The sequence below is a fragment of the Asanoa ishikariensis genome (genome assembly GCF_900107455.1).
Taxonomy (GTDB): domain Bacteria; phylum Actinomycetota; class Actinomycetes; order Mycobacteriales; family Micromonosporaceae; genus Asanoa; species Asanoa ishikariensis.
On record NZ_FNQB01000002.1, the window covers coordinates 1,781,869 to 1,803,800 of the forward strand.

Below are 21,932 nucleotides of genomic sequence, written 5' to 3' on the forward strand. Positions count from 1 at the left end.
GGTGCTCCCGTTCTCAGGCGGCGAGGGCGACGGCGTCGGAGGAGCTGTCGGTGATGGCGAGGAAGGCCTCTTCGAGCGAGGTCGGTGCGACCTCCAGGTCCCGGAAGTCCACCGTGGACACGACCAGCGCGCGGACCAGCGCGTCGGAGTCCGGAGTCAACAGGTGGGTGCGTCCTTCGCGCTGCTCGATCGCGACGACGCCCGGCAGGGTCGGCGGCTCGCCGTCGTGCGCGAAGCTGACCCGGCGGACGCCGACCATGCCGCGCACGGCGGCGACCGTGTCGTCGGCGAGCACGCGGCCCCGGCCGAGCACCACGACCCGGTCGGCGAGTGCCTCGATCTCCTCCAGGTAGTGGCTGGAGAGCAGCACCGTGCCACCGTCGGCGTGGTAGGCCTTGATGGCGTCCCACAGGCCGCGCCGGGACTGCACGTCGAGGCCGGTGGTCGGCTCGTCGAGCACGACCACCTGCGGCCGGCCGACGAACGCGAGCGCGATGGCCAGCCGGCGCTTCTGGCCGCCGGAGAGCCCGCCGGTCTGCCGCTTGACCAGGTCGCTCAGGCCGAACTGGTCCAGCAGTTCCGCGCGGGGGACCGGGTCGGGGTAGTGGGCGCCGACGAACTCGACGACCTCGCCGACCCGCAGGGTGGCCGGCAGCCCGGTCTCCTGGGGCGTCACCCCGAGCGTCCGCCGGGTACGCGGGTCGCGCGGGTCGCCGCCGCAGAGCGTGACTCGGCCTTCGTCCGGGCGGCGTACCCCGGTCAGCAGGTTGGCCAGCGTGGTCTTCCCGGCGCCGTTGGGGCCGAGCAGGCCGACCAGCTCGCCCTGCGTGACCTGGAGGGAGACGCGGTCCAGGGCGGTGACGTCGCCGTACCGCCGGCTGACCTCGATCGCCTCGGCGAGGATCATGTTCGCTCCTTGATGTCCGGGGGTTGCAGCAGGGCGCGTACCGATGCGGTGTATTCCTCGAAGGCCATCCGGCCGCGGTGGGTCAGCGCGACGAGGGTGACCGGGGTGCGGCCACGGTGGGTCTTGGTGATCTCGATGTAGTCGGCGTCCTCGAGCTTGCGCAGGTGCACCGAGAGGTTGCCGGCCGTCATGCCGAGGATCTCCTGCAGGCGCGGAAAGGCGATCTGGTCGCCCGCGCCCAATGTGGACAGTGCTGCCACCACCCGCAACCGGGCCTGGGCATGAATGACCGGGTCCAGAGGCCTATCAGTCATGCCGGTCGACCTCGGCGGTGCCAGCGGCTCGCCACCAGACCGAAGACGATCATGCCGCCGCCGGCCGCGAGGCACATGATCAGCGACTGCCAGCCCGGGCCGGCCAGGACGCCCGCGACGTTGACCACCGAGATCCAGGCGCCGAGCAGGAAGAGTTGGCGGTTGAGCCAGATCGCCCCGCCGGCCAGGTGCAGCGCGCCGGTGAGCCCGACCATGACGGCCGCCCAGACCAATCTCTGCAGGTCCGCCGGTAGCTGGTCGCTGATCCGGATCAGGATCACCGTCATGCTCGTGAAGGCGACCATCCAGGCCCAGCCGTAGTAGGCGCCGCGTTTCGCCGACTCGCCGGCGAGGTGGCCGTAGGCCCGCGCCCCGGTCACGCCGGAGATCACGCCGGCCGCCACCACCAGGGCGACCAGCACCGCGGTCGGCAGCCACTCCGGCAGGTTGACGAAGACCCGGCCGTCGGGGCCGAACCTCAGGAAGATCAGCCCGAAGCCGACCAGCCAGGCGAAACCCCAGGGCCAGAACCACCAGCGGTCGTCGACGTAGATCTGGCGGAGCGCGGACGCGCGCTGCTCCTCGATCATCCGGAGCGCCTCGGCGGGGTCACCGGGCGGTTGGTCGTTGTCGACAAAGCTCTCACTCACGTAAAGAACTTTAAAACACAAAGTCGAGCTTGGGAAGAGGCCCCGCGAGTAGCGTCGAAAGCTCCGCGGTCTATCGGGGGAGGACGCGATGTCCCACCATCTCGACACGCCACTGGCGCGCCAGAGTGGTCAGCTCTTCATCGACGATCTTTATGTCTTCGGCGGTGACGGGTGCACGGTGCTGATGATGGACGTCAACTCCAACATCACCGAACCCAACGTCACACCCGGTTTCCACGCGGAGGCGCGCTACGAGTTCCGGGTGCACTTCGACGGCGCCGACACCGAGGAGCTGACCTACCGGGTGGCGTTCGACCCGGCCGGTTCCGACGGGCGGCAGGCGTACGAGGTGTGGGAGCTGAGCGGCACCGAGGCCCGTGGTGAGGACGGGACCGGTGTCCGTGTCGCGGCCGGCCATACCGGCGACCCCATCGACGGCGGCAACGTCCGGGTCTTCGCCGGCCGGATCAACGACCCGTTCTACATCGACCTCGACGAGCTGTTCGTCATCAACGCGGCCGTCAAGGACGGCACGAAGGTCGACCTGTCGAAATGGCGCTCCGGCAAACCGAAGAACACCTTCGGCGGTACGCAGGTCTACACGATCGTCATCGAGATCTCGCACGACCACCCGCGGCTGCGGCCAGGTGCGGAGATCGGGGTCTGGTGCACGACGAAGCTGGCCACCGACGCCGGCGGCTGGCGCCAGGTCAACCGGTTCGGCCTGCCGATGATGTGGCCGATCTTCTGGCCGGACGACACCGACTTCTCGAACCCCGCCAACGAGCGGCACCCGTCGCAGGACTTCAACCAGGACGGCAAGTACATCGCCGAGAAGATCGCCGCGGTCGTGTCCGCCAACGGTGGGAACTCGGCCGACCCCGACGGCTACGGCCAGCTCGTCGCGCGCCGGATCTTCCCGGAGGTCATGCCGTACACCGTCGGCACGCCGGCCAGCTTCGGTTTCACCGGCATCAACGGCCGCACGCTGGCCGACAACGCGCCCGAGGTGATGTTCTCGCTGGTCCTGGACTCGGCGACGAGCTCCGGCCTGGACCCGTCGGTGGCTGCTTCGATGCGGCAGGACACCTTCCCGTGGGTGGTGCCGGCGTCCTGACTGCGCCAAGGTGGTGACATGAGTACCCGGATGCGTGACGCCATGGCGCAGCGCTTCAAGGAGCTGCGCCACGAACCGACCGAGAAGCGGGTCCGTGTCGCCCTCGGCGGCGAGACCATTGTGGACACCACCGACGCGGTGCTGGTCTGGGAGCCCCGGCGGATCGTCCCGACGTACGCGGTGCCGGTGGCCGACCTGCGGGCGTCGACCACCGCGGGCGACGAGGTGATGCCCGGCGGCCCGGGGTTCCTGCACCCCGGGATCCCGTTCTCGGTGCACTCCACCGCGGGCCAGCCGCTGAGCATCTCGGGCGGCGGCCAGAGCCGGCCGGACGCCGGGTTCCGGCCCGCCGACCCCGAGCTGAGCGACTACGTCGTGCTCGACTTCGACGCGTTCGACTGGTTCGAGGAGGACGAGCGGATCCACGCGCACCCGCGCGACCCGTACCACCGCGTGGACGCCCGGGCCAGCTCCCGGCGGATCCGGATCGAGGACGGCGGCACGCTGCTGGCCGAGACCAGCCGGGCGGTGCTGGTGTTCGAGACCAACCTGCCGGTGCGGTTCTACCTGCCCCGGGAGGACGTGGTCGCCGCGCTGACGGCGAGCGACCAGGTCTCGTACTGCCCGTACAAGGGCGAGGCCTCGTACTGGTCGACGGACTCCCGGTCCAATGTGGTCTGGTCCTACCAGGCGCCCCTGCCCGACGCGATGCCGATCGCCGGCCTGGTCGCGTTCTACGACGACCTGCTCGACGTCACCGTCGACGGCAAGCTCCGCGACCGCCCCGGCGGTGCGGTGGTGCGCTCGCTGCGTGACGAGTTCGGCGTCAGCTAAGGGCGGGCTATTCGGGCTATTCGGGCACGAGCTCGATCCAGCCGCGGATGTCGTCGGCGGTCTCGGTCTCCGCGAGAGCGGGGTGCTCGCTGGCGACATGGGCCAGGACGAGCACGATCACGGCGTCGTCGGAGTCACCGCGGGCGACGAAGCCACACTCACATCGAACCTGGCGCGTCATCACTGCCCATTCTTCCGCGCGGGAGGTGCCGCTTGCAGCCCTCGGTCCGGATCCAACTGTGCGGGCCGTTCCTGGTCGAGGTCGACGGCCGGCGGTTGACGCTGCCCGGGCGGCAGAGCCGGCTGCTCTTCGCGTACCTGGTGCTGCACCGCCCCGGTCCGGTGCCCCGCGATCGCCTGATCGACGAGTTGTGGGGCGGATCGCCGCCGCCGGCGGCCGGGTCCGCGCTGAACGCGCTCGTCTCCCGGGTACGCGCGACGACCGGCCCGGCGATGGTGCGCGGCCGCTCGGAGCTGTCGGTGGAGCTCCCGGCGTCGGCGGTGGTCGACGTCGAGACGGCGCTGTCGTCGGCACACCGGGCCGAGTCGGCGGTCGTGGCAGGGGACTGGCTGCGGGCCTGGCCGGCGGCGCTGACGGCGCGGTTCGTCGCGGGCCGCCCGTTCCTCCCGGAGGCGACCGCGCCGTGGGCGGAGTCGTGGCGGACCCGGCTCGGAGACGTGCACGCGCGGGCGCTGGAGTGCTACGCCACCGCCTGCCTGTCGATCGGCGGCGCCGAGTTGCCGGGCGCCGAGCGGGCGGCCCGCGACCTGGTGGAGGCGGCGCCGCTGCGGGAGACGGGACACCTGTTGCTGATGCGGTCGCTGGCCGCGCGGGGGAACGTGGCTGAGGCGCTGGTCGCGTACGAGCTCCTGAGGGTGCGGCTGCGTGACGAGCTCGGTGTGGACCCGTGCGCCGCGGTCCGCTCGGCCCATGCCGACCTGCTCAGGTCGCGCTGATGGGATCGGCGGCGGAGCAGGGACCGCTGTGGGGCGCGGCGGTCGACGACTGGATGGAGGTCTGCGAACCCTGGACAGTGCCGCTGTACGCGGCGACCCTGGCCGCGCTCGCCCCGCTGGCCGGCCGGCGGGTGCTCGACGCGGGCTGCGGGAGCGGGCAGGCGCTGATGCTGGCGGCCGACGCCGGCGCGCGGGTGACCGGTCTCGACGCGGCCGAGCCGATGGTGGCGCGAGCCCGCACCCGGTTGCCGGAGGCCGATCTGCGGGTCGGCGAGATCCAGGACCTGCCGTTCGGCCCGGCATCCTTCGACGTGGCGATGTCGTTCAACACGCTCCAGTACGCGGCCTCGCCGGCAGCGGCGGTGGACTCGCTGGCCCGCGTGGTCGCGCCGGGCGGCCGGGTGGCCGTCGGAATGTGGGGCGACCCGGCGCGCTGCGACACCGAGACGGTCTTCGCGCAGCTCCGGTCGTTGCTGCCGCCGCGCGCGGAAGGGCCGTCCATCTCGACGCCGGGTGCCATCGAGGACCTGCTGGAAGGTGCCGCCCTGACCATCACGGCCGGCGCCGAGGTGCGGTGCCCGTTCACGTTCCCCGACCTGGCCACCGGCTGGCGCGGCCAGTCGGCGGTCGGCCCGTTCCGCACCGCGATCGCCACGATCGGCCCTGACGCGGCCCGGGCGGCGTACGCGGCGGCGCTCGAACCGTTCCGCCAACCGGACGGCTCGTACCGGCAGGAGAACGTCTTCCGCTACGTGATCGCGGCGCGGTGATCCAGCCGTTCGGCCCGGGTCACGATCTCCGCGTCAGGCCGCCGGCAGGTGCAGGGTGAGCACCCGGATGACCGGTTGGAAGCCGGCCGCGTCGTAGAGGCGGCGGGCCGGGTTGTCGTCCACAACGGACAGATCCAGGGTGGGCAGGCCGGCAGCGCGGGTGCCGTGCAGCGCGTGTGTCAGCAGCGCGCGACCGAACCCGCGACCCTGCGCCTTCGGTCCGACGGCGATGTTGAGCATCCACGCGCAGGGGTAGTCGAGCCACGGCACCGGGCCGGCGCACAGCACGTGGCCGGCGCTGCGCCCGTCTGGGCCGACGAGCCGGGCCGACGCCGCTGCCAGCGGTGGCACGGGATCGTCGCGCTCGAACATGCCGCGCACGGCCTTGGTGTCGTTCTCGGTCCAGCCGCCGTCGGGGTGGCCCGAGGAGTAGGCCGCCGCGGCCGCTGCCGCGAGATCGTCGTCCCAGCCGGCCTCCGCCAGCGTCCAACCGTCCGGCAGCACGACCGGTTCCGGCAGGTCGCGCAGGTCGTGCCTCAGGTCGATCGCGGACCGTTCCAGGGCGATCCCGTCGGCGACCAGTGCGGCGGCGAGGGCGTCGTCGGGCGTCTCCAGCCGGAACCCGGCCAGGTCGCGCCGGGCCTGCGCGGCCACCCGGGCCACCGGCACGCCAGGCACGGGGCGCACCTCGGCGGCGACGCGTTCGCCGTCGTCGTCCCGTGACCGGAACCGGGCCAACACGGTGCCGTCGTCGGCGCGCAGCTCTTCGTCGGGCATGTGCGGACCCTACGGTCGCGGCGCGCTGCCCCGCCACCCGATTCAGTCCTGCAGACGGGCCATCATGACGCACCTCCTACGAGTCAGGTGTTTCCTACGCGTCGATGGTCTACTGCACCCGTGACAGATCTGTTGGGTAGCTTCGACTCGCTGTCGAGCCCGATCGAACGGTTGCCGACCAGGAGCGATTTGGTCCGCGTACAGTTTCGTGAGCCGCTTACGGACGATGACTACGCGCGGCTGGCGGAGTGGTTGAAGGCCAACCCCGACGTGACGCTGCGGGCGTACGGAACCAGCGGCTCACCGCTCGAGAACCTCGACTTCCTGCGGTGGTTTCCCGGCCTGACCCGTCTTTCGATCGATCTGCCCGGGCTCACCGACCTGCGTCCGTTGGAGCAGGTCGCTGAGAGCCTGACCTACCTGAACCTCGACTACACGGCCGCGCGCGTTGATCTGACCCACATCCCGGCCCGCAACCTGCGCGGACTTCGCCTGGTCAAGCACGAGCTCGGTCTGGGATCGCTGCTTGGGTCGAACCAGTCGCTCCGCAGCGTCGCCCTCTGGAACTACAGCGCCGCTGATCGCGTGGTGGCGCACCTTCCGGTGCGCTCTCTGGAGACGCTGGCGATCACGAACGGCTCGATCAAGGAGACGTCGGCGCTCGGTGAGCTCGAAGGTCTGCGGCTGCTGGTGCTGCGCGGTGTCCGGGGGTTCGGCAAGCTCGATTTTCTTTCCCGGCTCGAGAAGCTGGAGTGGCTATGGGTGGAAAGCCTGAAGTTCGAAGCCCTGCCGAGTCTCCGCGGTCACGAATCCCTGGTCAGGGTGGACCTGGACAGCGTGAGCACGTTGAACCCGGACATGATCGCCGCAGTGAGCGAGGCGCCGGCTCTGATCGAGGTCGTAGTGACCAGCGCGAAACTGAAGCCGCCTGATTTCGAGCCACTGGCTCGCCACGCCACGCTCGCGGCCGCCAGGATCGGACTCAGCTCCATCAGGAGATTCGAGGAAGCAGCGAGACTCCTGGCGAAGCGTGCACCAAGCACCTACTGGGACTTCGCCAAGTCGAGAGCCCTCGACCTAGCCATCTAGGAGACGCCGGCCGGCCAACGCGGAACGCGAGCGCGCCCGATGGCGTTCGGGTTGTGGCGGGAGATGGCCGTGACGGGCCGGTGTGGCTATGCGGCGCGGAAGCACCAGACGAGTTATGGCAGTCGTTTGCAGCGACCGATCCGCGCCATCCCGGTCCCGCCGGCGCGGAGGCGCCAAAGCGCCCCCGGCCGGCGACGCCCGCTTACGCCGCGACCGACCAGGTCGTGCGGAAGGCGGCCGCTTCGCCGGCCAGCCACTGCTCGACCTGCGTCGTCTTCACCGATGGGTCGGGCCGGTGGGCGATGCCGCGGCGGAGGTCGACCAGGGTTGCGGTTGCGTGGGGGAGGACCTGGTCCATGTGGCGGCTCATCAGGTGCAGGGTGGCCATCACTGTTTCGGGGCTGGGGGGCTGCTCGTCCATGTGTAGGCGCACGGCTTCGGCCTGGCCGTCTGCGTGGCGTAGGCCGAAGTGGGGGTTGATCTTTACCGGTAGGTCTCCGAGCATGGCGATCGCGTCTCGGGTCTGGGCTAGGTCGGTGTCCTTGTCGAGGGTGCCCAGGTAGGTCAGGGCTCCCGGTAGGAGGGCCTCGTAGAGGGGCTTCCAGCGGGGCTTGACCTCGTTGACGACCGCGTGGAGGTAGCGGCCGGCTCCGTGGAAGGCGATGTCGGACTTGAGGGCCTTGATGAGCTGGCCGTGGGGGTTGAAGCCGGAGCGGGACTCGCGCTGTTTGCGGAGGCCGCCGACGAACGTGGCCTTGGCGGGGCCGGTGCGGTCGACGTAGCGGGCGAACGCGAGAAGAGTGGCGTACGGGACGGCGGGTGAGGTCACGGGTGCCCTCCAGGCCTCAAGATCTCCGCTGGTCAGCGGCGATTTTCGTACACCTATTCTAATCGAAAGAGGCCGCTGTGCCCACCCGGGTTACGGTCACCGCGGCTACTCCCGCACTGTCTGAAGCGGCCAAATCGACCGTGGCCTCGATGGCCCAGTCGTGGTCTTCCTCGGGGTCGTCGAAGATCTGCCGAACGTCCCAGCGGTCGGGTTTCTCATCGATCAGCAACAGGGACGGACCACGCGCATCCGGCCCGACGCCAATATCGGCATATTCGTCGAAGTAAGGCTCCAAAGCCGCAGCCCACTCCGACGCCGTGAAGCCGTCCGCACCGTCGAGCTCCCCAAGAGACTCCCAATCCCGCAGCGCGGCCAGCTCCACCCGGCGGAACAGTGCGTTGCGGACCAGCACCCGGAACGCCCGGCGGTTGCGGGTGACGGCCGGCGGCGGCCGCTCGATGTCGGCTACCTCCTCGTCGACCGACTGCGGGTCGCGCAGGCGCTCCCACTCGTCGAGCAAACTCGAGTCGACCTGGCGAACCAGCTCGCCCAGCCACTCGATCAGATCCGACAACTCCTCGGTCCGCGAGTCCTCGGGCACGGTCCGGCGCAGCGCGTGATAGGCATCGGCCAGGTAGCGCAGGACCAACCCTTCAGACCGCGACAGCCCGTAGAACGACACGTACTCGCCGAAGGTCATGGCCCGTTCGTACATGTCGCGGACCACCGACTTCGGCGCCAGCTCGTAGTCGGAGACCCACGGATGACCACGTGCATACATGTTGTACGCGTCTTCCAACAGCTCAGCCAGCGGCCGCGGGTGGGTGACCTCCTCCAGGAGTTCCATCCGCTCCTCGTACTCGATCCCCTCGGACTTCATCGCCGCCACGGCCTCGCCGCGCGCCTTGAACCGCTGGGCGGACAGCACCTGCCGTGGGTCGTCCAGTGTGGACTCGATGACCGAGAGCGCGTCCAGGAAGTACTCGGGCGACTCGCGGTCCAGCAGCTCGATCGCGGCCAGCGCGAACGGCGACAGCGGCTGGTTCAGCGCGAAGTCGGCCTGCAGGTCGACGGTCAGTCGCACGGTCCGGCCCGACGCGTCCGGCGGCGAGACCCGCTCCACCACGCCACCGGCCAGCAGCGCGCGGTAGATGGCGATCGCCCGCTTGATGTGCTTGCGCTGGGCGGCCGGCTCCTCGTGGTTGTCGGTCAGCAGGTGCCGCATCGCCTGGAACGGGTCGCCGGGACGGCCGATCACATTGAGCAGCATCGCGTGCGAGACGTGGAACGACGACTGGAGCGGCTCCGGCTCGGCGTCGATCAGCCGGTCGAACGTCGCGCGGCCCCAGCCGATCGAGCCCTCCGGCGGCTTCTTCTTCACGACCTTCCGACGCTTCTTGGCGTCGTCGCCCGCCTTCGCCAGCGCCCGCTCGTTGTCGATCACGTGCTCCGGCGCCTGCACCACCACGGTGCCGATGGTGTCGAACCCGGCCCGGCCGGCCCGGCCGGCGATCTGGTGGAACTCGCGGGCCTTGAGTAGCCGCACGCGTACGCCGTCGTATTTGGACAGTCCGGTGAACAGGACCGTCCGGATGGGCACGTTGATGCCGACACCGAGCGTGTCGGTGCCACAGATGACTTTCATCAGGCCGGCCTGGGCCAGCGTCTCGACGAGGCGCCGATAGCGGGGCAGCATGCCGGCATGGTGCACGCCGATCCCGTGGCGCACCAACCGGGACAATGTGCGTCCGAAGCCGGCCGAGAACCGGAAGTTGCCGATCGCCGCGGCGATCTGGTCCTTCTCGGCCCGGGTGGCCACGTTCACCGACATCAGCGCCTGGGCCCGCTCCAGCGCGGCGACCTGCGTGAAGTGCACGACGTACACGGGTGCCTGCCGGGTGTCCAGCAGTTCCTGCAGCGTCTCGTGCATCGGCGTGACGGCGTACGTGTACATCAGCGGCACCGGCCGGTCGACCGACTTGACCACCGCCGTCGGGCGCCCGGTGCGTCGGGTCAGGTCCGTCTCGAACCGCGACACGTCACCGAGCGTCGCCGACATCAGCAGGAACTGCGTGTGCGGAAGCTCGATCAGCGGCACCTGCCAGGCCCAGCCCCGGTCCGGTTCCGCGTAGAAGTGAAACTCGTCCATCACGACCTGACCGACGTCGGCGTACGTGCCGTCGCGCAGCGCGATGTTGGCCAGGATCTCCGCCGTGCAGCAGATGATCGGCGCGGTCTCGTTGACGGCCGCGTCGCCGGTCAGCATGCCGACGTTCTGCGCACCGAAGATCCGGCAGAGGTCGAAGAACTTCTCGGAGACGAGCGCCTTGATCGGCGCGGTGTAGAAGGTGCGCCGCCCGTAAGCCAGCGCCGCGAAGTGCGCACCGGTCGCGACCAGGCTCTTTCCCGAGCCCGTCGGCGTGTTGAGGATGACGTTGGCGTCCGAGACGAGCTCGATCAACGCCTCTTCCTGGTGCGGATAGAGGGTCAGGCCGCGCTCGCTCGCCCAACCCACGAACGCGTCGAAGAGCGAGTCGGGCGTGTGGTCGGCCGGGATCCGGTCGGCGAGGTTCACGCGGCGCGCCTGCGGAAGACCAGGTCGAACACGTCGCGCCCCTGCCGGGCCGCGCGCCGTTCGAAATGCGTGACCGCGCGGTACGCGGGCCGGGGCGCGTATCCGTCGGCGGTGTTCACCAGTCCGGGGTCGGCCGACAGGGTTGACAGCATCGACGCAGCGTACGGCGCCCAGTCGGTCGCGCAATGCAGCACACCCGTGCCGGGCAGCAGCCGGGAGCGCAGCAGCGCCACGTGCGCCGGCTGGATGATGCGGCGCTTGTGGTGTTTGAGCTTCGGCCACGGATCGGGAAAGAAGACGTGCACCGCGGCGAGGCGGTCCGGGGGCAGCGCGTGCGTCACCAGGTCGATGGCGTCGCCGCGGGCGATCCGCAGGTTGCGCAGCCCGCGCGTCTCGATGTGGCTGAGCAGCGAGGCGATGCCCGGGACGTGCACCTCCACCGCCAGGTAGTCCCGGTCGGGGTCGGCCTCGGCCATCGCCGCTGTCGCGTCACCCATCCCGGAGCCGATCTCCACGACCAGCGGCGCGGAACGGCCGAACAACGCCGAGGCTACGAGGGGTTCGCCAGAGACAAAAGACCCGTACAACGGCCAGAGCCGTTCGAGGGCATCGTGATGCCGGTCACCCATCCGCCCTCCACGGTTATGGAAGGTGCGGATATGCGACACAGCGATAGCACTCACCGACCGATTTTGACAGGTGTCGCGCGGGCGCTCCAAATGCGACAATCGACGCACGGGCGGCAGGGAGGTCACGATGTCCGGTCGTCGAGCGCTAGCCACAGCCGCGGTTGCGGCCCTGATCGTCGTCATGACCGGCGCGCCGGCGTTCGCCGCGCCCGCGCCGACACCTACTCCAGCGGTGGCCGACGTCCCGGACGGCCTGTTCCTCGAGCTCACGCCGAGCACGGTCGAGGCCGGCTACATCGTGGGCATCCGGGCGAGTTGCACCAAGGCCGACGACGAGCCGCCGGAAGACAACGACACCGCGACCGTCGAGTCGACCGCCTTCGACGACGTCGTGGTCGAGCCGCAGTTCGGCCACCTGACCGGCGCGGTGACCATCCCGGCCGACACCCGGGCCAGGGCGTACCGGGTCGTGCTCGACTGCCCGGGCTTCCTAGCCGGCAGCGCCGAGGCCACGCTCAACGTGCTCAACGACAGCCAGCCCAGCCGTGGCCCGGCGACCGGTTTCGGTGGCACGGCGGGCGACGACAACAGCACGCTGGTGCTGACCGGCGGCATGACCGCGCTGGCCGCCGGCCTCGTGCTGGCCGTGGTCACCCTGCGCCGGCGGCGCACCGCCTAAACACATGGCCAAGCTGTCCGGACCGCTCGCGGTGGTGTTGATCGCCGTCGGGGCCATCGCGACCTTCTCCGCTGTCGTGCAGAAAGGCGCGTTCGGGCCCGACGACGTGCCGCCGCCAGGCGCGTTCCCGGTGCTGGAGCCGAGCCGGCCGGTCGAGCTGCGCATTCCGTCGTTGAAGCTCGACGCGCCGGTGCACGACGTGGGTCTGGCCGACGACGGCTCCATCGAGGTGCCCGCGCTGGAGAAGCACAACCAGGCGGGCTGGTTCGAGAACAGCCCGACGCCGGGACAATATGGCCCGGCGGTGCTGGTCGGGCACGCCGACACCCGCGACGGGCCGTCGATCTTCCACGACCTGTCCAAGGTCAAGCCGGGCGCGCGCATCGAGGTCGAGCGGCGCGACGACTCGGTGGCGATCTTCGAGGTCAACTCGGTGGAGAAGTTCAAGAAGTCCGACCAGCCGATCGACCGGATCTACGGCGACTTCACCCGCCCGGCGCTACGCCTGATCACCTGTGGCGGCGAGTTCAAGGGCGGCAGCATCGGCTACGTCGACAACATCATCGTCTTCGCCTCACTGGTGGAAGCGAAGAACGAGGACTAGAAGTCGACGATGATCGGCGCGTGGTCCGAAGGGCCCTTGCCCTTGCGGGCCTCGCGGTCGACCACGGCCGAGGAGACCCGGTCGGCCACCGTCGGGGTCGCGTACACGAGGTCGATCCGCATGCCTTTGTTCTGGTGGAACATCCCGGCCCGGTAGTCCCAGTAGGTGAAGGGGAACGGGCCCTTCATCGGGGTGGGCACCACGTCACGCAGGCCGGTGTCGAGCAGCGCCGACAGTGCCGCCCGCTCCGGTGCCGTCACGTGGGTCGAGTTGACGAAGACCGCCGGGTCCCAGACGTCGGCGTCGGTCGGGGCCACGTTGAAGTCGCCGCAGACCGCCAGGTCGGTGTGGCCGGCCAGGTCGGCGGCGACCGCGTCACGCAGCGCCGCCAGCCAGGTCAGCTTGTACTCGTAGTGCGGATCGTCCGGAGTGCGGCCGTTCGGCACGTAGATCGACCAGATGCGTACGCCGCCGCACGTCGCCGAGATCGCCCGGGTCTCCGGGTCCGGGAACCCGGGCTCACCGGGGAAACCGCGCACGACGTCGTCGATGCCGACCCGGGACAAAAGAGCGACCCCGTTCCAGCGACCGTCGACGTGCGTGGCGGCGGTGTAACCCAGCTCACCGACCTGTTCGGCGGGGAACAGCTCGGTGGTCGACTTCACCTCCTGGAGACAGACCACGTCGGGCTTCTTCTCGTCGAGCCAGGCCAGCAGCCGGGGCTCGCGAGCCTTGACCGAGTTGACGTTCCAGGTGGCGATGCGCATCTGTCCTAGGCTCCCGGGTTGTCGCCCGGGCGGGGCTGGGAGGCCAGGAAGCGCTCCAGCTCGGCTCCGAGCTCGTCAGCGGTGGGCAGGGGACCGGTCTGCGGGCCGAGCATGTTGGTGGCCCGGCCCCGGTTGAAGGCGTCGTACTGCTCTTCCAGCGCCTGGACCACGCCCGCCGCGTCGTTGGTCTCCTCCACCTGGCGGTCGATGTCGACCCGGACCGCGTCGGCCGCCGTGCGCAGGCCCTCGGTGGGCAGCAGGAGGCCGGTGGTGCGGGAGACAGAGGAGAGCAGCACTTCCGCCGCTGCCGGGTATTCGGCCTGCGAGACGTAGTGCGGCACGTGTGCGGCGAAGCCGATCGCGTCGCGCCCGGACTGCCCGAGTCGGAACTCCAGCAGGTGGCCGGCGCTGCCCGGCACCTGTACGCGCTGGAGCCAGGGCTCGTAGCCGCTGATCAGGTCGCGCCGGGTGGCGTGCGCGGTGACGCCGGCCGGGCGGGTGTGCGGCACGGCCATCGGGATCGAGTTGAGCCCGATGGTCACGCCGACCCGGAACCGGTCGATCAGGCTCATCACGGCCTTGGTGAACCGTTCCCAGTGCAGATCGGGCTCGTGGCCACCAAGCATGAGATAAGCAGTGCCGGCGTCATCGCGGAGCATGCGGAGCTCGAGCACCGGATCGGCGTACTCCTCCCAGTGGTCCTCCATGAAGACCATCGGGGGGCGCCGGGACCGGTAGTCGAGCAGCTGGTCGACGTCGAAGGTCGCGACGACGCGGCTTTCGCTCGTGGCCAGGAGATGTTCGCGGGCGAGCCGGGTGGCGTTGCCGGCGTCGACGAAGCCGGACAGCGTCTGGATCAGCACCGGCTCGCCCATGTCGGGCAGGTCGCCGGAAAGCTCGTAGAGCGCGTGCGGATCGAGCACCGCGGTCCTACCTCCCTGAGTTGTGGTGGGTTACCGGTATGGGCAACCACGCGTCCATCTTCCTGCATTCCACCGGCGGCTGACGTAAGGCGGGCCTGACCCCCGGTTTGTCGGCCATTTCTATACGCAGAGTAGTCAACTGACCCCTCAGCGAAGGGTCCCGGGGATACCCAGGGAGGGTGTCCGCCGGCCGTTCGGAGGACCTGGCCGATGGTCACCGTACGTAGAGTCAAAATAGGGCGGAACCTCCGACCAGTGCTGGTATTTGGCTATTTTCCGAAGTGCCGGTTACGCGAGGCTATGTGCATACCGTGAGCGCCCGATATCGACTGACCGATTAGGTATTCGGCTTTTGTGGCAACTGCCACTAAATAACAGTGGGTAATCGGCTCTCGGCCTGCCTAGCCTCGTCCAATGCGTGACGACCACACCCTCGAGCCCGAGAACGGCGCCGCTACCCCCGCGGACCGTTCCCCCGAAACCACCTCGACCGAACGGCCGACCGGGGCCCGCCGCCTTCAGGAGCGACTGGTCTTCCGGACCTCGCAGATGAGCAACACGACCCGGAACCGGTTGAACCGGACGGCCGACTCGATCAAGGCCAACCCGTACGCCGAGCGTGCCGCCGGCATGTGGACCGCTTCTCGCGACCGCATGACCGCCATGCCCGCGTACGACAAGATGCGCAGTGTCCTCGGCGAGCGCGGCCCCGCGCGGATCGCGATTGCCGGCGGCATGCTGGCCGCGGTCGGCGTGGCCACTGCCGGCGGCGTGGCCGCTGCCACCCAGAACCACACCGACGACACCAGGAGCACCACCGCCGCGGTGGCCGCGGTTGAGTCGGCCAAGAAGGCCGAGATCAGCCAGTTCCCGACCGCGCCTCCCACCTCGGGTGGGCACGGCGAGGAGCGTGGCCATGGTGGTGGCGGCAGCAAGGGCGCCGACAAGCCGACCCCGTCGGTCGAGCGTCCGAAGGCCGAGCACAAGGCCGAGAAGCGGGCTGAGCAGAAGGCGGCCAAGAAGGCCGACTCCGCCAAGTCCGTGCGGCCGGTGCAGCCGAAGCCGGTCATGGGCCTGAGCCAGACCCAGATGAACAACGCTCTGCAGATCGTCAAGGCCGCCGAGAAGCGTGGCATGGGCGAGCGGGGCGCGGTCATCGCGGTCGCGACGGCCATGCAGGAGAGCCAGCTGCTCAACCTGGCCAGCACCGCGGTGCCGGAGTCAGAGAACTACCACCACGAGGGCAGCGGCTCCGACCACGACTCGGTCGGTCTGTTCCAGCAGCGTTCGACGTCCGGCTGGGGCGCGGTCAAGGACCTGATGACCCCGTCGTACTCGGCGGGTGCCTTCCTCGACGCGCTCGAGCAGGTGCCGAACTGGAAGAACATGCCGCTGTCGGCCGCGGCGCAGACCGTGCAGGTCTCGGCGTTCCCGGACGCCTACGCCCAGCACGAGTACCGCGCCACCGCCGTGGTGGACGCGCTGATGCAGTAAGTCAGCTTGTGGTGGTGAGGGCGATCCGGTCGAAGTCCGGCGCCCATCCATCCGAGTTGGAAAGTTCGACGGTGTTCGGTCCGGCTGCCAGTGGCAGCCGGACCGTCATCGTTTTCACCGTGTCCCAACTACCCGTCGACGGGAAGTCGAAACGACCGACGGACTGGCCGTTGACCTCGATCGAGGCCCGCCGGCTGTCGTCGGCCACGTAGTAGATGACCAGGTCGTACTGCCCGGCCCGCGGCGCGTTCACGCCGCTGAAGGTCAGCTCGCCGCGGCGGTAGCCGACCCCGGTGACCACCCGGCCGCCGGAGGCGGAGTCGACCTGCCGCGTCCTGGCCCAGCCGTCGAGATCGGCGGCCTCGGCCTCGAGCACCTGGGTCGTCGGCCGGCCGACGACCTCCTGCCGGGTCGGCTCCTTGGTCGACTTGGCCGGTGACGTCGGTGCGTGCGCCGGCGGCCGGACCGCGCCCCGGCTGGCCGGTGGTTTGGTCGGCCGGACGGTCGGCACCTCGCTCGGCGTGACGTCGGGCCCGGCCGAAGCCGTCGGCGCTGGCAGCACGAGCTGGTTGGGCGGATCGGGCTGGTCCATGGCCGAGATCAGCAGGGGTACGCCGGCCGCCACCGCGATCGTGGTGAGCGAGGCCACGACGGCGAGCATCGCGCGCCGGCCCGGTCGGCGAATGCCGGAGAACGGTGTCCCACCGTCGTCGCCGATCACGGATCCACTCCGCGGTTGCGCCGTCACCGCCGGAATCACCTGGGTGACCTGGTTGTCGTCAGCGTCGGCGGACAGCTCCGCCGGTGGCAGCCAGCCGCCGATCCGCAGCTCGCCGGGTTCCTCGCCGGCCGTGGACATGCGCGCCCTCACGGTTCTTGATCACGGTCAGTCAGGCCGGCACGCTACCGCACTTCGCCCCGGTCGGTGAAGCACGGAACGGGTATCCGACTCCACCGCCCGGTCGAGCCTGGGCGTGACGGTGGTGCGGTTGGGGTACAAAGAGTGCCTTCCCGAATCCCCCCGGAGGACGCAGTGACCCACCCAGAGACGGGTGCCGACACCCCGCCCCCCATGCCGACGTCGGCAGCGGAGCCCGCTCCCGACGTCGACGCCGCCACCGCGCCACCGGCCGGCCTGTGGGAGAGGATGAAGGCCGATCCGCAGTACGCGCCGGAGCACCTCGCGTTGGAGGCGGTGCGCCGGCTCGGCCCCGAGGCGCACCAGTGGCAGGAGCGCACGCGCGCGCAGCGGCCCGGCATCCCGCCGGACGCGCTGGCCGACCTCGCCGTCCGGCGGTTCGTCAACCTGGCCCGGCTCTCCGGCGCCGTCTCGGGCGCGACCGGCATCGCGGGCGCCGTGCTCGACGTCGGCGTGCTCGCCTGGAACCAGGCCCGGATGGTGCTGCACGTGGCGGCGGCCTACGGCGTCGACCCGCGCGAACCCGAGCGGGCCACCGACCTGCTGGTGCTGCAGAAGGTCCACAAGGTCGCCGAGACGGCCCGGTTGGCCCTGGGCGTCGCGGCCGGCCGGGAGCGGGCGGGCACGCTGCTGCGCGGCAGCGGCGCACCCATGCACCGGGTGCTGGCCAAGCTCGGCGTCAAGCTGGCCCAGATGGCCGGCATCCGGGCAGCCAAGCGGATCTTCGCGAAGATCGTGCCGGGCGCGGCGATCATCCTCGGCACGTGGGCCAACTCCTCGGCCACCACCGACCTGGCCCAACGGACCCGCGAGCTCTACCGCCCGCGCGCCGCGTACTGGTCGACCCCGCCGCAGCTACCTGGACCGCGCCAGCCCTAGTCCGTCCATGATGGCCGGACGAGGCCGGCTTCGTATGCGTAGACGACCAACTGCGCGCGGTCGCGGGCGGACAGTTTGACCATCGCCCGGCTGACGTGGGTCTTCGCGGTGGCCGGGCTGACCACCAGGTGCGCCGCGATCTCGTCGTTGGACAGGCCCGCACCGACCAGCGCGACCACCTCGCGCTCCCGGTCGGTGAGCTGGTTCGGTGGCGGCAGCGGCGGCACCGCCCGGCGGTCCCGCGATGCGAACTCGGCGATCAGCCGCCGGGTGACGCCAGGGGAGAGCAGTGCGTCGCCGGCCGCCACCGCGCGCACGCCGCGGATCAGCTCGACCGGCTCGGTGTCCTTGACCAGGAAGCCGGAGGCGCCGACCCGGAGCGCCTCGAACAGGTACTCGTCGAGCTCGAACGTGGTCAGGATGACGATCCGGGTGGCCGACAGCGCCGGGTCGGTGGTGATCCGCCGGGTGGCCTCCAACCCGTCGACGCCGGGCATCCGGATGTCCATCAGCACCACGTCGGGCCGGCTGGTCGCCGCCGCCCGCACCGCCGCCAGGCCGTCGCCGGCCTCGGCGACCACGGTGATGTCGGCCTCCGCGTCGAGCAGGGCACGGAAGCCGGCGCGTACGAGCGCCTGGTCGTCGGCCAGCAGCACGCTGATCATCGGTCGGATTGTCCACTGTCAGGCAGGACCGCCTCGACCCGCCAACCGCTGCCGCCGGGGTCCGGGCCGGCGGTGAGCGTGCCGCCCAGGGCGATCGCCCTGGCCCGCATCCCGGCGATCCCGTTGCCGCCCTCACCCGCCGGACCGGGCGGCGGACCGTCGTCGGAGACGCTCACCGTGACCTGGCCCGGCTCGTACGCCACCGACACTGTCGCCGACGCCGCCGGTCCGGCATGCCGGCGCACGTTGGTCAGCGCCTCCTGCACGATCCGGAACGCGGCCCGGTCGACCTCGGCCGGCAGCGGCCGGGCCGCCCCGGTCACGGTCGTCTCGACCGGGAAGCCCGCGCCCGAGGTCAGCTCGTCCAGCCGGTCCAGTCCCGGTGCCGGTGTCCGCGGCGCCGCCTCCTCGGCCGGCCGCAGGGCGGCCAGCACCGAGCGGACCTCGCGCAGCGCTTCCGCGCTCGCCGACTTGATCACTGTGAGCGCCTCCCGGGCCTGTTCGGGCCGCTGGTCGATCAGGTGGAGCCCGACCCCGGCCTGCACGTTGATCAGGGACAGGTGGTGGCCGAGCACGTCGTGCAGCTCGCGGGCGATCCGCAGCCGCTCCTCGCTGGCCTGCCGCCGCTCCTGTTCTTCCTGTATCCGCCGCTGTTCGGCGCGCATCCGGGCGAGCGCGGCGCGCTGGGCGCGGTGTCCCCGGCTGAACTCGCCGGCCGCGAGCACCGCGACGAGCCAGGCACCGGCCACCACGGCGTGCCGGGGCGTCACGGCCGATGAGTCCAGCACGTCGAGGGCACCGAGGAACCACCAGCCGCAGGCGATGTACGCGGTCACGGCAGTGGCCGACAGCACCAGCGCCGGCACCCGGCGGCCCTGCGCGACGGCGGCGAAGTAGGCGGCCGTGGCGGCCAGGAAGAACGGGCCGTAAGGGTGGCCGGAGAACGCGTACCCCAGGGTGGCGGTGAGCACGACCGCGAGCACCGGCAACGGTGCTTGGCGCCGCCAGGCCAGCGCGACCGAGGCGACGAGCAGCAGCGCCGCCCGGGGATAGCCGAGCTCGGCGTGCACCTCGCGCGCCGCCGCCTGGGCGCCGATCACCTGCACCAGGGACACCAGCGTGGCCAGGCCGGTGCCGTGCCGCCCATACCGTCGCTCGCTCCCGGGCCGTGCCCAGGGCGCGCGAGGCCAGGCGTCCTGCGGCGCGTGCATGGCACCGACGCTAGGGCACACCGCACACCCGGGTCATCCGCCGGGAGACCGGCCCGGCATACCGCGTGGGGAGTATGGACGCCACATGCGCCACACCCGTCTACTCCCTGCGTAGTAGCGGAATAGACGTCACAGGCCGCAGGCAATCGGTCGCGGAAAGGAGCAGTCTTGTAGAAGGTCGACATGAGCGGAGGGAGCCATGACCACGCCAACAGGCCCGCGGCTTCGAGCCTCGGACGCCGAACGCGAACAGATCGCGACCATCCTGCGTGCCGCCATGACCGAGGGGCGGCTCAACCTCGACGAGGGCGAGAAGCGGCTGGCCGCGGCGTACGCAGCGACGTACCGCGACGAACTCGGCCCGCTGACCGCGGACCTGCCCGACGGTGGCCGCGCGGCCCTCGCGCGCTCGCCCGAGGCGCAGGACCAGGCGAAGGCCGAGATGCGGATGTTCGTGCGCCGCCGGGCGGGCATCCTGACCGCCATCGGGGTGCTCTTCGCCGCGCTGTGGATCGCCAACGGTGCGCTGTTCTTCCCGATCTTCCCGTTGATCGTCCTGCTGTTCTTCCTGCACTGGGCCAGTTGGGGGAGGCGCGCGTACTACTCGCGCTCCAACCGTGGCGACTGGTACTCGCGGGGCGACGTGCAGGGTCGCGGCGACTGGCGGGGGCGACGCGACTGGTACGGGCACGGTCGCTACGGCCATTGATGGAGCTCTGGGTCCGGCCGGGTAGGTTGCACCTATGCGCCCGGCCGGACCTCTAGCCCTGCTGGCACTACTGGCCACTCTGGTGGCCGGCTGCGCCAAAGATCCGGCGCCGCCCGAGGTCGCGCCGACCGGCAACGTGTCGCCAGGCACGGGCCTGGCCCCGGTGCCGATCGCCGGCACCGACCACACGGTCAACCTGCCCAAGGGCTGGACCGCGGCCGTGTACGCGCGCGTGCCCAAGGCCCGCTTCCTGCTCGCCCTGCCGGACGGCGCCGTGCTCGTCTCCCGGCCCGACGCGGGCCAGGTGATGCGCGTCCCGGCCGGCGGAGGCGAACCGGCCACCTTCCTGTCCGGCCTCGACCGCCCGCACGACATGGTGCTCGCCACCGTCGGCGGGCGGCAGTGGATCTACGTGGCCGCGGTCGACCGGGTGGTCCGCTATCCCTACACGGCCGGCGCCGCCACGGCCGGTGCCGCCGAGGTGGTGGTCGACGGGCTGCCTGACGAGAGCCTGCCGGAGCTCGGCGGCAAGTACGGGCACGTGCTCAAGAACATCGCGTTGGACGGCGACACCCTCTACGTCTCGATCGCGTCGACCTGCAACGCGTGCGCCTCCGACACTGTCAGCGACCCGATCCGCGGCTCGGTCTACCGCTGGGACGCCGCCGGCCACAACTCCGGGAAAGCGTTGGTGGCAAAGGGGTTGCGCAACGCCGAGGGGTTGGCGATCGCGCCGGGCACGCACGACCTCTGGGTCGTGGTCAACAACCGCGACAACATCATCGACCCGGCGACGGGCAGCAAGGACACCGCGTACGTCGACAACCACCCGCCCGAGGAGTTCATCAGGGTCAAGCAGGGTGGCTTCTACGGCTGGCCGTTCTGCAACCCGGATCCGTCTGGCGGGCTGCGCAACATGCCGTTCCAGCGCGACTACGAGCTCAACCGGGACGGCGCGGCGGCCGACTGCGAGGCCGCGACCCCGGTCGACGTGGGCATCCAGGCACACTCGGCGCCGCTCGGCCTGACCTTCGTGCCGGACCTGGGCGCGGTGATCGCCTTGCACGGCTCCTGGAACCGCAGCAAGCCGACCGGCTACAAGGTCATCAACTTCCCGTGGGTCGACGGCCGCCCCGGCGACCAGCACGACCTGGCCACCGGCTTCCTCGGTGCCGAGTCGCCGTGGGCCAGGCCGGTCGACGTCGCCCTCCTCGCCGACGGTTCGCTGCTGGTCAGCGACGACTTCGGCGGCAACGTGTTCCGCTTTACCCCGCCGCCGGGTTAGCCGGGTCGGGGGGACGGGTAGGCGTCCCGTATGACCGGAAACCGTCCCGGAGGTCAGCCGCGCGGGGCGCGGGGCACCGTCGGGCATCCGTACTCCGCGTTGAACCTGCGTCTGGCCCTCGCTGTCTTCGGTCTGGTCGTCTTCGCCGTGCTGACCTGGCTCGCGGCCCGGGCCGACCTGCTGGTGCTGTCCGTGCTCTGCGGCGTGGTCGTGCTGACCGCGGCCGTCGACCTGATCATCATCCAGCGCCGCCGCCGGGCGCGCCACCGGGCGGAGCCGGGGGTGCACCACTCGCTCTTCGAGTAAGAGACGCCCGCGATCACAGAATTTTGTTTGCAGAATTATCTCT

The 21,932-nt window shown here is 70.7% G+C and carries 25 protein-coding genes; 12 read left to right on the forward strand and 13 right to left on the reverse strand.

Going from position 1 to position 21,932, the window contains the following annotated elements; translation table 11 throughout:
- Positions 1–13 precede the first annotated feature (13 nt).
- Genes BLV39_RS22700 through BLV39_RS22710 form a run of 3 tightly spaced genes read right to left on the reverse strand, consistent with a single transcriptional unit; the run spans position 14 to position 1,871 of the window.
- The gene (locus BLV39_RS22700; protein ID WP_090796295.1) at positions 14–907 is read right to left on the reverse strand and encodes an ABC transporter ATP-binding protein; all 894 of its coding nucleotides are present in this window, start codon (positions 905–907) and stop codon (positions 14–16) included.
- Positions 904–1,221, reverse strand: a complete 318-nt coding sequence (locus BLV39_RS22705) for a transcriptional regulator (RefSeq protein WP_090796298.1) — start codon at positions 1,219–1,221, stop codon at positions 904–906. Before BLV39_RS22705 ends, BLV39_RS22700 begins: the two co-directional genes overlap by 4 nt.
- Positions 1,218–1,871: a transporter gene (locus tag BLV39_RS22710; protein ID WP_239083773.1), complete on the reverse strand. Its 654-nt coding sequence runs from the start codon at positions 1,869–1,871 to the stop codon at positions 1,218–1,220. The genes BLV39_RS22705 and BLV39_RS22710 overlap by 4 nt, the downstream gene beginning before the upstream one ends.
- An 88-nt stretch (positions 1,872–1,959) precedes the next feature.
- On the opposite strand from BLV39_RS22710, the gene BLV39_RS22715 reads away from it, so the two are divergent.
- Together BLV39_RS22715 and BLV39_RS22720 are read left to right on the forward strand one after the other, a co-directional pair.
- Entirely contained in the window at positions 1,960–2,988 is a 1,029-nt protein-coding gene (locus BLV39_RS22715) for a DUF4331 family protein (RefSeq protein WP_090796302.1), read from the forward strand.
- A gap of 18 nt (positions 2,989–3,006) precedes the next feature.
- Positions 3,007–3,822, forward strand: a complete 816-nt coding sequence (locus BLV39_RS22720) for a DUF427 domain-containing protein (protein WP_090796307.1) — start codon at positions 3,007–3,009, stop codon at positions 3,820–3,822.
- A 16-nt stretch (positions 3,823–3,838) separates the two neighbouring features.
- On the opposite strand, the gene BLV39_RS43110 is transcribed toward BLV39_RS22720, so the two are convergent.
- A complete protein-coding gene (locus BLV39_RS43110; protein WP_176985018.1) occupies positions 3,839–4,003 on the reverse strand; it encodes a hypothetical protein in 165 nt (54 codons plus the stop codon).
- A 32-nt stretch (positions 4,004–4,035) separates the two neighbouring features.
- On the opposite strand from BLV39_RS43110, the gene BLV39_RS22725 reads away from it, so the two are divergent.
- Together BLV39_RS22725 and BLV39_RS22730 are read left to right on the forward strand one after the other, a co-directional pair.
- Positions 4,036–4,779 (forward strand): AfsR/SARP family transcriptional regulator, encoded by a 744-nt coding sequence (locus tag BLV39_RS22725; protein WP_090796311.1) that lies wholly within the window; start codon positions 4,036–4,038, stop codon positions 4,777–4,779.
- Positions 4,779–5,549 carry a class I SAM-dependent methyltransferase gene (locus tag BLV39_RS22730; protein ID WP_090796315.1) on the forward strand — a complete coding sequence of 257 codons (771 nt, stop codon included), beginning with the start codon at positions 4,779–4,781 and terminating at the stop codon, positions 5,547–5,549. Before BLV39_RS22725 ends, BLV39_RS22730 begins: the two co-directional genes overlap by 1 nt.
- A gap of 33 nt (positions 5,550–5,582) precedes the next feature.
- Here BLV39_RS22730 and BLV39_RS22735 read toward each other — a convergent pair whose 3' ends face one another.
- A complete protein-coding gene (locus BLV39_RS22735) occupies positions 5,583–6,326 on the reverse strand; it encodes a GNAT family N-acetyltransferase (protein WP_090796319.1) in 744 nt (247 codons plus the stop codon).
- 120 nt (positions 6,327–6,446) lie between these two features.
- On the opposite strand from BLV39_RS22735, the gene BLV39_RS22740 reads away from it, so the two are divergent.
- Positions 6,447–7,415 (forward strand): hypothetical protein, encoded by a 969-nt coding sequence (locus BLV39_RS22740; protein WP_143049845.1) that lies wholly within the window; start codon positions 6,447–6,449, stop codon positions 7,413–7,415.
- Between the two features lie 202 nt (positions 7,416–7,617).
- Here the strand turns inward: BLV39_RS22740 and BLV39_RS22745 are convergent, their stop codons facing one another.
- From BLV39_RS22745 to trmB, 3 genes are read right to left on the reverse strand one after another with little or no spacing between them, the layout of a single operon-like run.
- A complete protein-coding gene (locus BLV39_RS22745) occupies positions 7,618–8,244 on the reverse strand; it encodes a hypothetical protein (protein WP_176985019.1) in 627 nt (208 codons plus the stop codon).
- 58 nt (positions 8,245–8,302) lie between these two features.
- Positions 8,303–10,819 (reverse strand): DEAD/DEAH box helicase, encoded by a 2,517-nt coding sequence (locus BLV39_RS22750; RefSeq protein ID WP_090796333.1) that lies wholly within the window; start codon positions 10,817–10,819, stop codon positions 8,303–8,305.
- A complete protein-coding gene (gene trmB, locus BLV39_RS22755; protein WP_239083772.1) occupies positions 10,816–11,448 on the reverse strand; it encodes a tRNA (guanosine(46)-N7)-methyltransferase TrmB in 633 nt (210 codons plus the stop codon). Before trmB ends, BLV39_RS22750 begins: the two co-directional genes overlap by 4 nt.
- Positions 11,449–11,575: 127 nt before the next feature.
- Between trmB and BLV39_RS22760 the strand changes: the two genes are divergently transcribed.
- Both BLV39_RS22760 and BLV39_RS22765 read left to right on the forward strand, forming a co-directional pair.
- On the forward strand, positions 11,576–12,127 hold the full coding sequence (locus BLV39_RS22760; RefSeq protein WP_176984921.1) for a hypothetical protein: 552 nt from the start codon (positions 11,576–11,578) through the stop codon (positions 12,125–12,127).
- A gap of 4 nt (positions 12,128–12,131) precedes the next feature.
- Positions 12,132–12,731: a class F sortase gene (locus BLV39_RS22765; protein WP_090796346.1), complete on the forward strand. Its 600-nt coding sequence runs from the start codon at positions 12,132–12,134 to the stop codon at positions 12,729–12,731.
- On the opposite strand, the gene BLV39_RS22770 is transcribed toward BLV39_RS22765, so the two are convergent.
- Entirely contained in the window at positions 12,728–13,498 is a 771-nt protein-coding gene (locus BLV39_RS22770; RefSeq protein WP_090796351.1) for an exodeoxyribonuclease III, read from the reverse strand. The two genes, BLV39_RS22765 and BLV39_RS22770, sit on opposite strands and share 4 nt — an antisense overlap.
- Positions 13,499–13,503: 5 nt before the next feature.
- Positions 13,504–14,421, reverse strand: a complete 918-nt coding sequence (locus BLV39_RS22775; RefSeq protein ID WP_090796354.1) for a proteasome assembly chaperone family protein — start codon at positions 14,419–14,421, stop codon at positions 13,504–13,506.
- Positions 14,422–14,835: 414 nt separating this feature from the next.
- Here BLV39_RS22775 and BLV39_RS22780 point away from each other — a divergent pair, with 414 nt between their 5' ends.
- Entirely contained in the window at positions 14,836–15,915 is a 1,080-nt protein-coding gene (locus BLV39_RS22780) for a hypothetical protein (protein ID WP_090796358.1), read from the forward strand.
- Position 15,916: 1 nt separating this feature from the next.
- Here the strand turns inward: BLV39_RS22780 and BLV39_RS22785 are convergent, their stop codons facing one another.
- Positions 15,917–16,774: a carbohydrate-binding protein gene (locus tag BLV39_RS22785; protein ID WP_090796362.1), complete on the reverse strand. Its 858-nt coding sequence runs from the start codon at positions 16,772–16,774 to the stop codon at positions 15,917–15,919.
- A gap of 213 nt (positions 16,775–16,987) precedes the next feature.
- On the opposite strand from BLV39_RS22785, the gene BLV39_RS22790 reads away from it, so the two are divergent.
- Positions 16,988–17,713, forward strand: coding sequence for an EcsC family protein (locus BLV39_RS22790; RefSeq protein WP_090796366.1), 726 nt, complete (start codon positions 16,988–16,990; stop codon positions 17,711–17,713).
- Here the strand turns inward: BLV39_RS22790 and BLV39_RS22795 are convergent.
- Together BLV39_RS22795 and BLV39_RS22800 are read right to left on the reverse strand one after the other, a co-directional pair.
- Complete coding sequence (locus BLV39_RS22795) at positions 17,710–18,378, reverse strand: response regulator transcription factor (RefSeq protein ID WP_090796370.1); 669 nt, start codon at positions 18,376–18,378, stop codon at positions 17,710–17,712. The genes BLV39_RS22790 and BLV39_RS22795 overlap by 4 nt on opposite strands.
- On the reverse strand, positions 18,375–19,589 hold the full coding sequence (locus BLV39_RS22800) for a sensor histidine kinase (protein ID WP_090796374.1): 1,215 nt from the start codon (positions 19,587–19,589) through the stop codon (positions 18,375–18,377). The genes BLV39_RS22795 and BLV39_RS22800 overlap by 4 nt, the downstream gene beginning before the upstream one ends.
- A gap of 199 nt (positions 19,590–19,788) precedes the next feature.
- On the opposite strand from BLV39_RS22800, the gene BLV39_RS22805 reads away from it, so the two are divergent.
- Genes BLV39_RS22805 through BLV39_RS22815 form a run of 3 tightly spaced genes read left to right on the forward strand, consistent with a single transcriptional unit; the run spans position 19,789 to position 21,889 of the window.
- Positions 19,789–20,298, forward strand: coding sequence for a DUF1707 SHOCT-like domain-containing protein (locus BLV39_RS22805; RefSeq protein WP_090796380.1), 510 nt, complete (start codon positions 19,789–19,791; stop codon positions 20,296–20,298).
- Positions 20,299–20,332: 34 nt separating this feature from the next.
- The gene (locus tag BLV39_RS43115; RefSeq protein ID WP_090796383.1) at positions 20,333–21,583 is read left to right on the forward strand and encodes a PQQ-dependent sugar dehydrogenase; all 1,251 of its coding nucleotides are present in this window, start codon (positions 20,333–20,335) and stop codon (positions 21,581–21,583) included.
- A gap of 30 nt (positions 21,584–21,613) precedes the next feature.
- Positions 21,614–21,889 (forward strand): DUF6343 family protein, encoded by a 276-nt coding sequence (locus BLV39_RS22815; RefSeq protein ID WP_090796389.1) that lies wholly within the window; start codon positions 21,614–21,616, stop codon positions 21,887–21,889.
- Positions 21,890–21,932 lie beyond the last annotated feature (43 nt).

Bases quoted from the DNA above. Each gene is read 5' to 3' on its own strand.
- BLV39_RS22700 (WP_090796295.1), bottom strand. From the start codon at position 907: ATGATCCTCGCCGAGGCGATCGAGGTCAGCCGGCGGTACGGCGACGTC.
- BLV39_RS22705 (WP_090796298.1), bottom strand. From the start codon at position 1,221: ATGACTGATAGGCCTCTGGACCCGGTCATTCATGCCCAGGCCCGGTTG.
- BLV39_RS22715 (WP_090796302.1), top strand. From the start codon at position 1,960: ATGTCCCACCATCTCGACACGCCACTGGCGCGCCAGAGTGGTCAGCTC.
- BLV39_RS22720 (WP_090796307.1), top strand. From the start codon at position 3,007: ATGAGTACCCGGATGCGTGACGCCATGGCGCAGCGCTTCAAGGAGCTG.
- BLV39_RS43110 (WP_176985018.1), bottom strand. From the start codon at position 4,003: ATGACGCGCCAGGTTCGATGTGAGTGTGGCTTCGTCGCCCGCGGTGAC.
- BLV39_RS22730 (WP_090796315.1), top strand. From the start codon at position 4,779: ATGGGATCGGCGGCGGAGCAGGGACCGCTGTGGGGCGCGGCGGTCGAC.
- BLV39_RS22735 (WP_090796319.1), bottom strand. From the start codon at position 6,326: ATGCCCGACGAAGAGCTGCGCGCCGACGACGGCACCGTGTTGGCCCGG.
- trmB (WP_239083772.1), bottom strand. From the start codon at position 11,448: ATGGGTGACCGGCATCACGATGCCCTCGAACGGCTCTGGCCGTTGTAC.
- BLV39_RS22760 (WP_176984921.1), top strand. From the start codon at position 11,576: ATGTCCGGTCGTCGAGCGCTAGCCACAGCCGCGGTTGCGGCCCTGATC.
- BLV39_RS22765 (WP_090796346.1), top strand. From the start codon at position 12,132: ATGGCCAAGCTGTCCGGACCGCTCGCGGTGGTGTTGATCGCCGTCGGG.
- BLV39_RS22770 (WP_090796351.1), bottom strand. From the start codon at position 13,498: ATGCGCATCGCCACCTGGAACGTCAACTCGGTCAAGGCTCGCGAGCCC.
- BLV39_RS22780 (WP_090796358.1), top strand. From the start codon at position 14,836: ATGCGTGACGACCACACCCTCGAGCCCGAGAACGGCGCCGCTACCCCC.
- BLV39_RS22785 (WP_090796362.1), bottom strand. From the start codon at position 16,774: ATGTCCACGGCCGGCGAGGAACCCGGCGAGCTGCGGATCGGCGGCTGG.
- BLV39_RS22790 (WP_090796366.1), top strand. From the start codon at position 16,988: ATGCCGACGTCGGCAGCGGAGCCCGCTCCCGACGTCGACGCCGCCACC.
- BLV39_RS22795 (WP_090796370.1), bottom strand. From the start codon at position 18,378: ATGATCAGCGTGCTGCTGGCCGACGACCAGGCGCTCGTACGCGCCGGC.
- BLV39_RS22800 (WP_090796374.1), bottom strand. From the start codon at position 19,589: ATGCACGCGCCGCAGGACGCCTGGCCTCGCGCGCCCTGGGCACGGCCC.
- BLV39_RS22805 (WP_090796380.1), top strand. From the start codon at position 19,789: ATGACCACGCCAACAGGCCCGCGGCTTCGAGCCTCGGACGCCGAACGC.
- BLV39_RS43115 (WP_090796383.1), top strand. From the start codon at position 20,333: ATGCGCCCGGCCGGACCTCTAGCCCTGCTGGCACTACTGGCCACTCTG.
- BLV39_RS22815 (WP_090796389.1), top strand. From the start codon at position 21,614: ATGACCGGAAACCGTCCCGGAGGTCAGCCGCGCGGGGCGCGGGGCACC.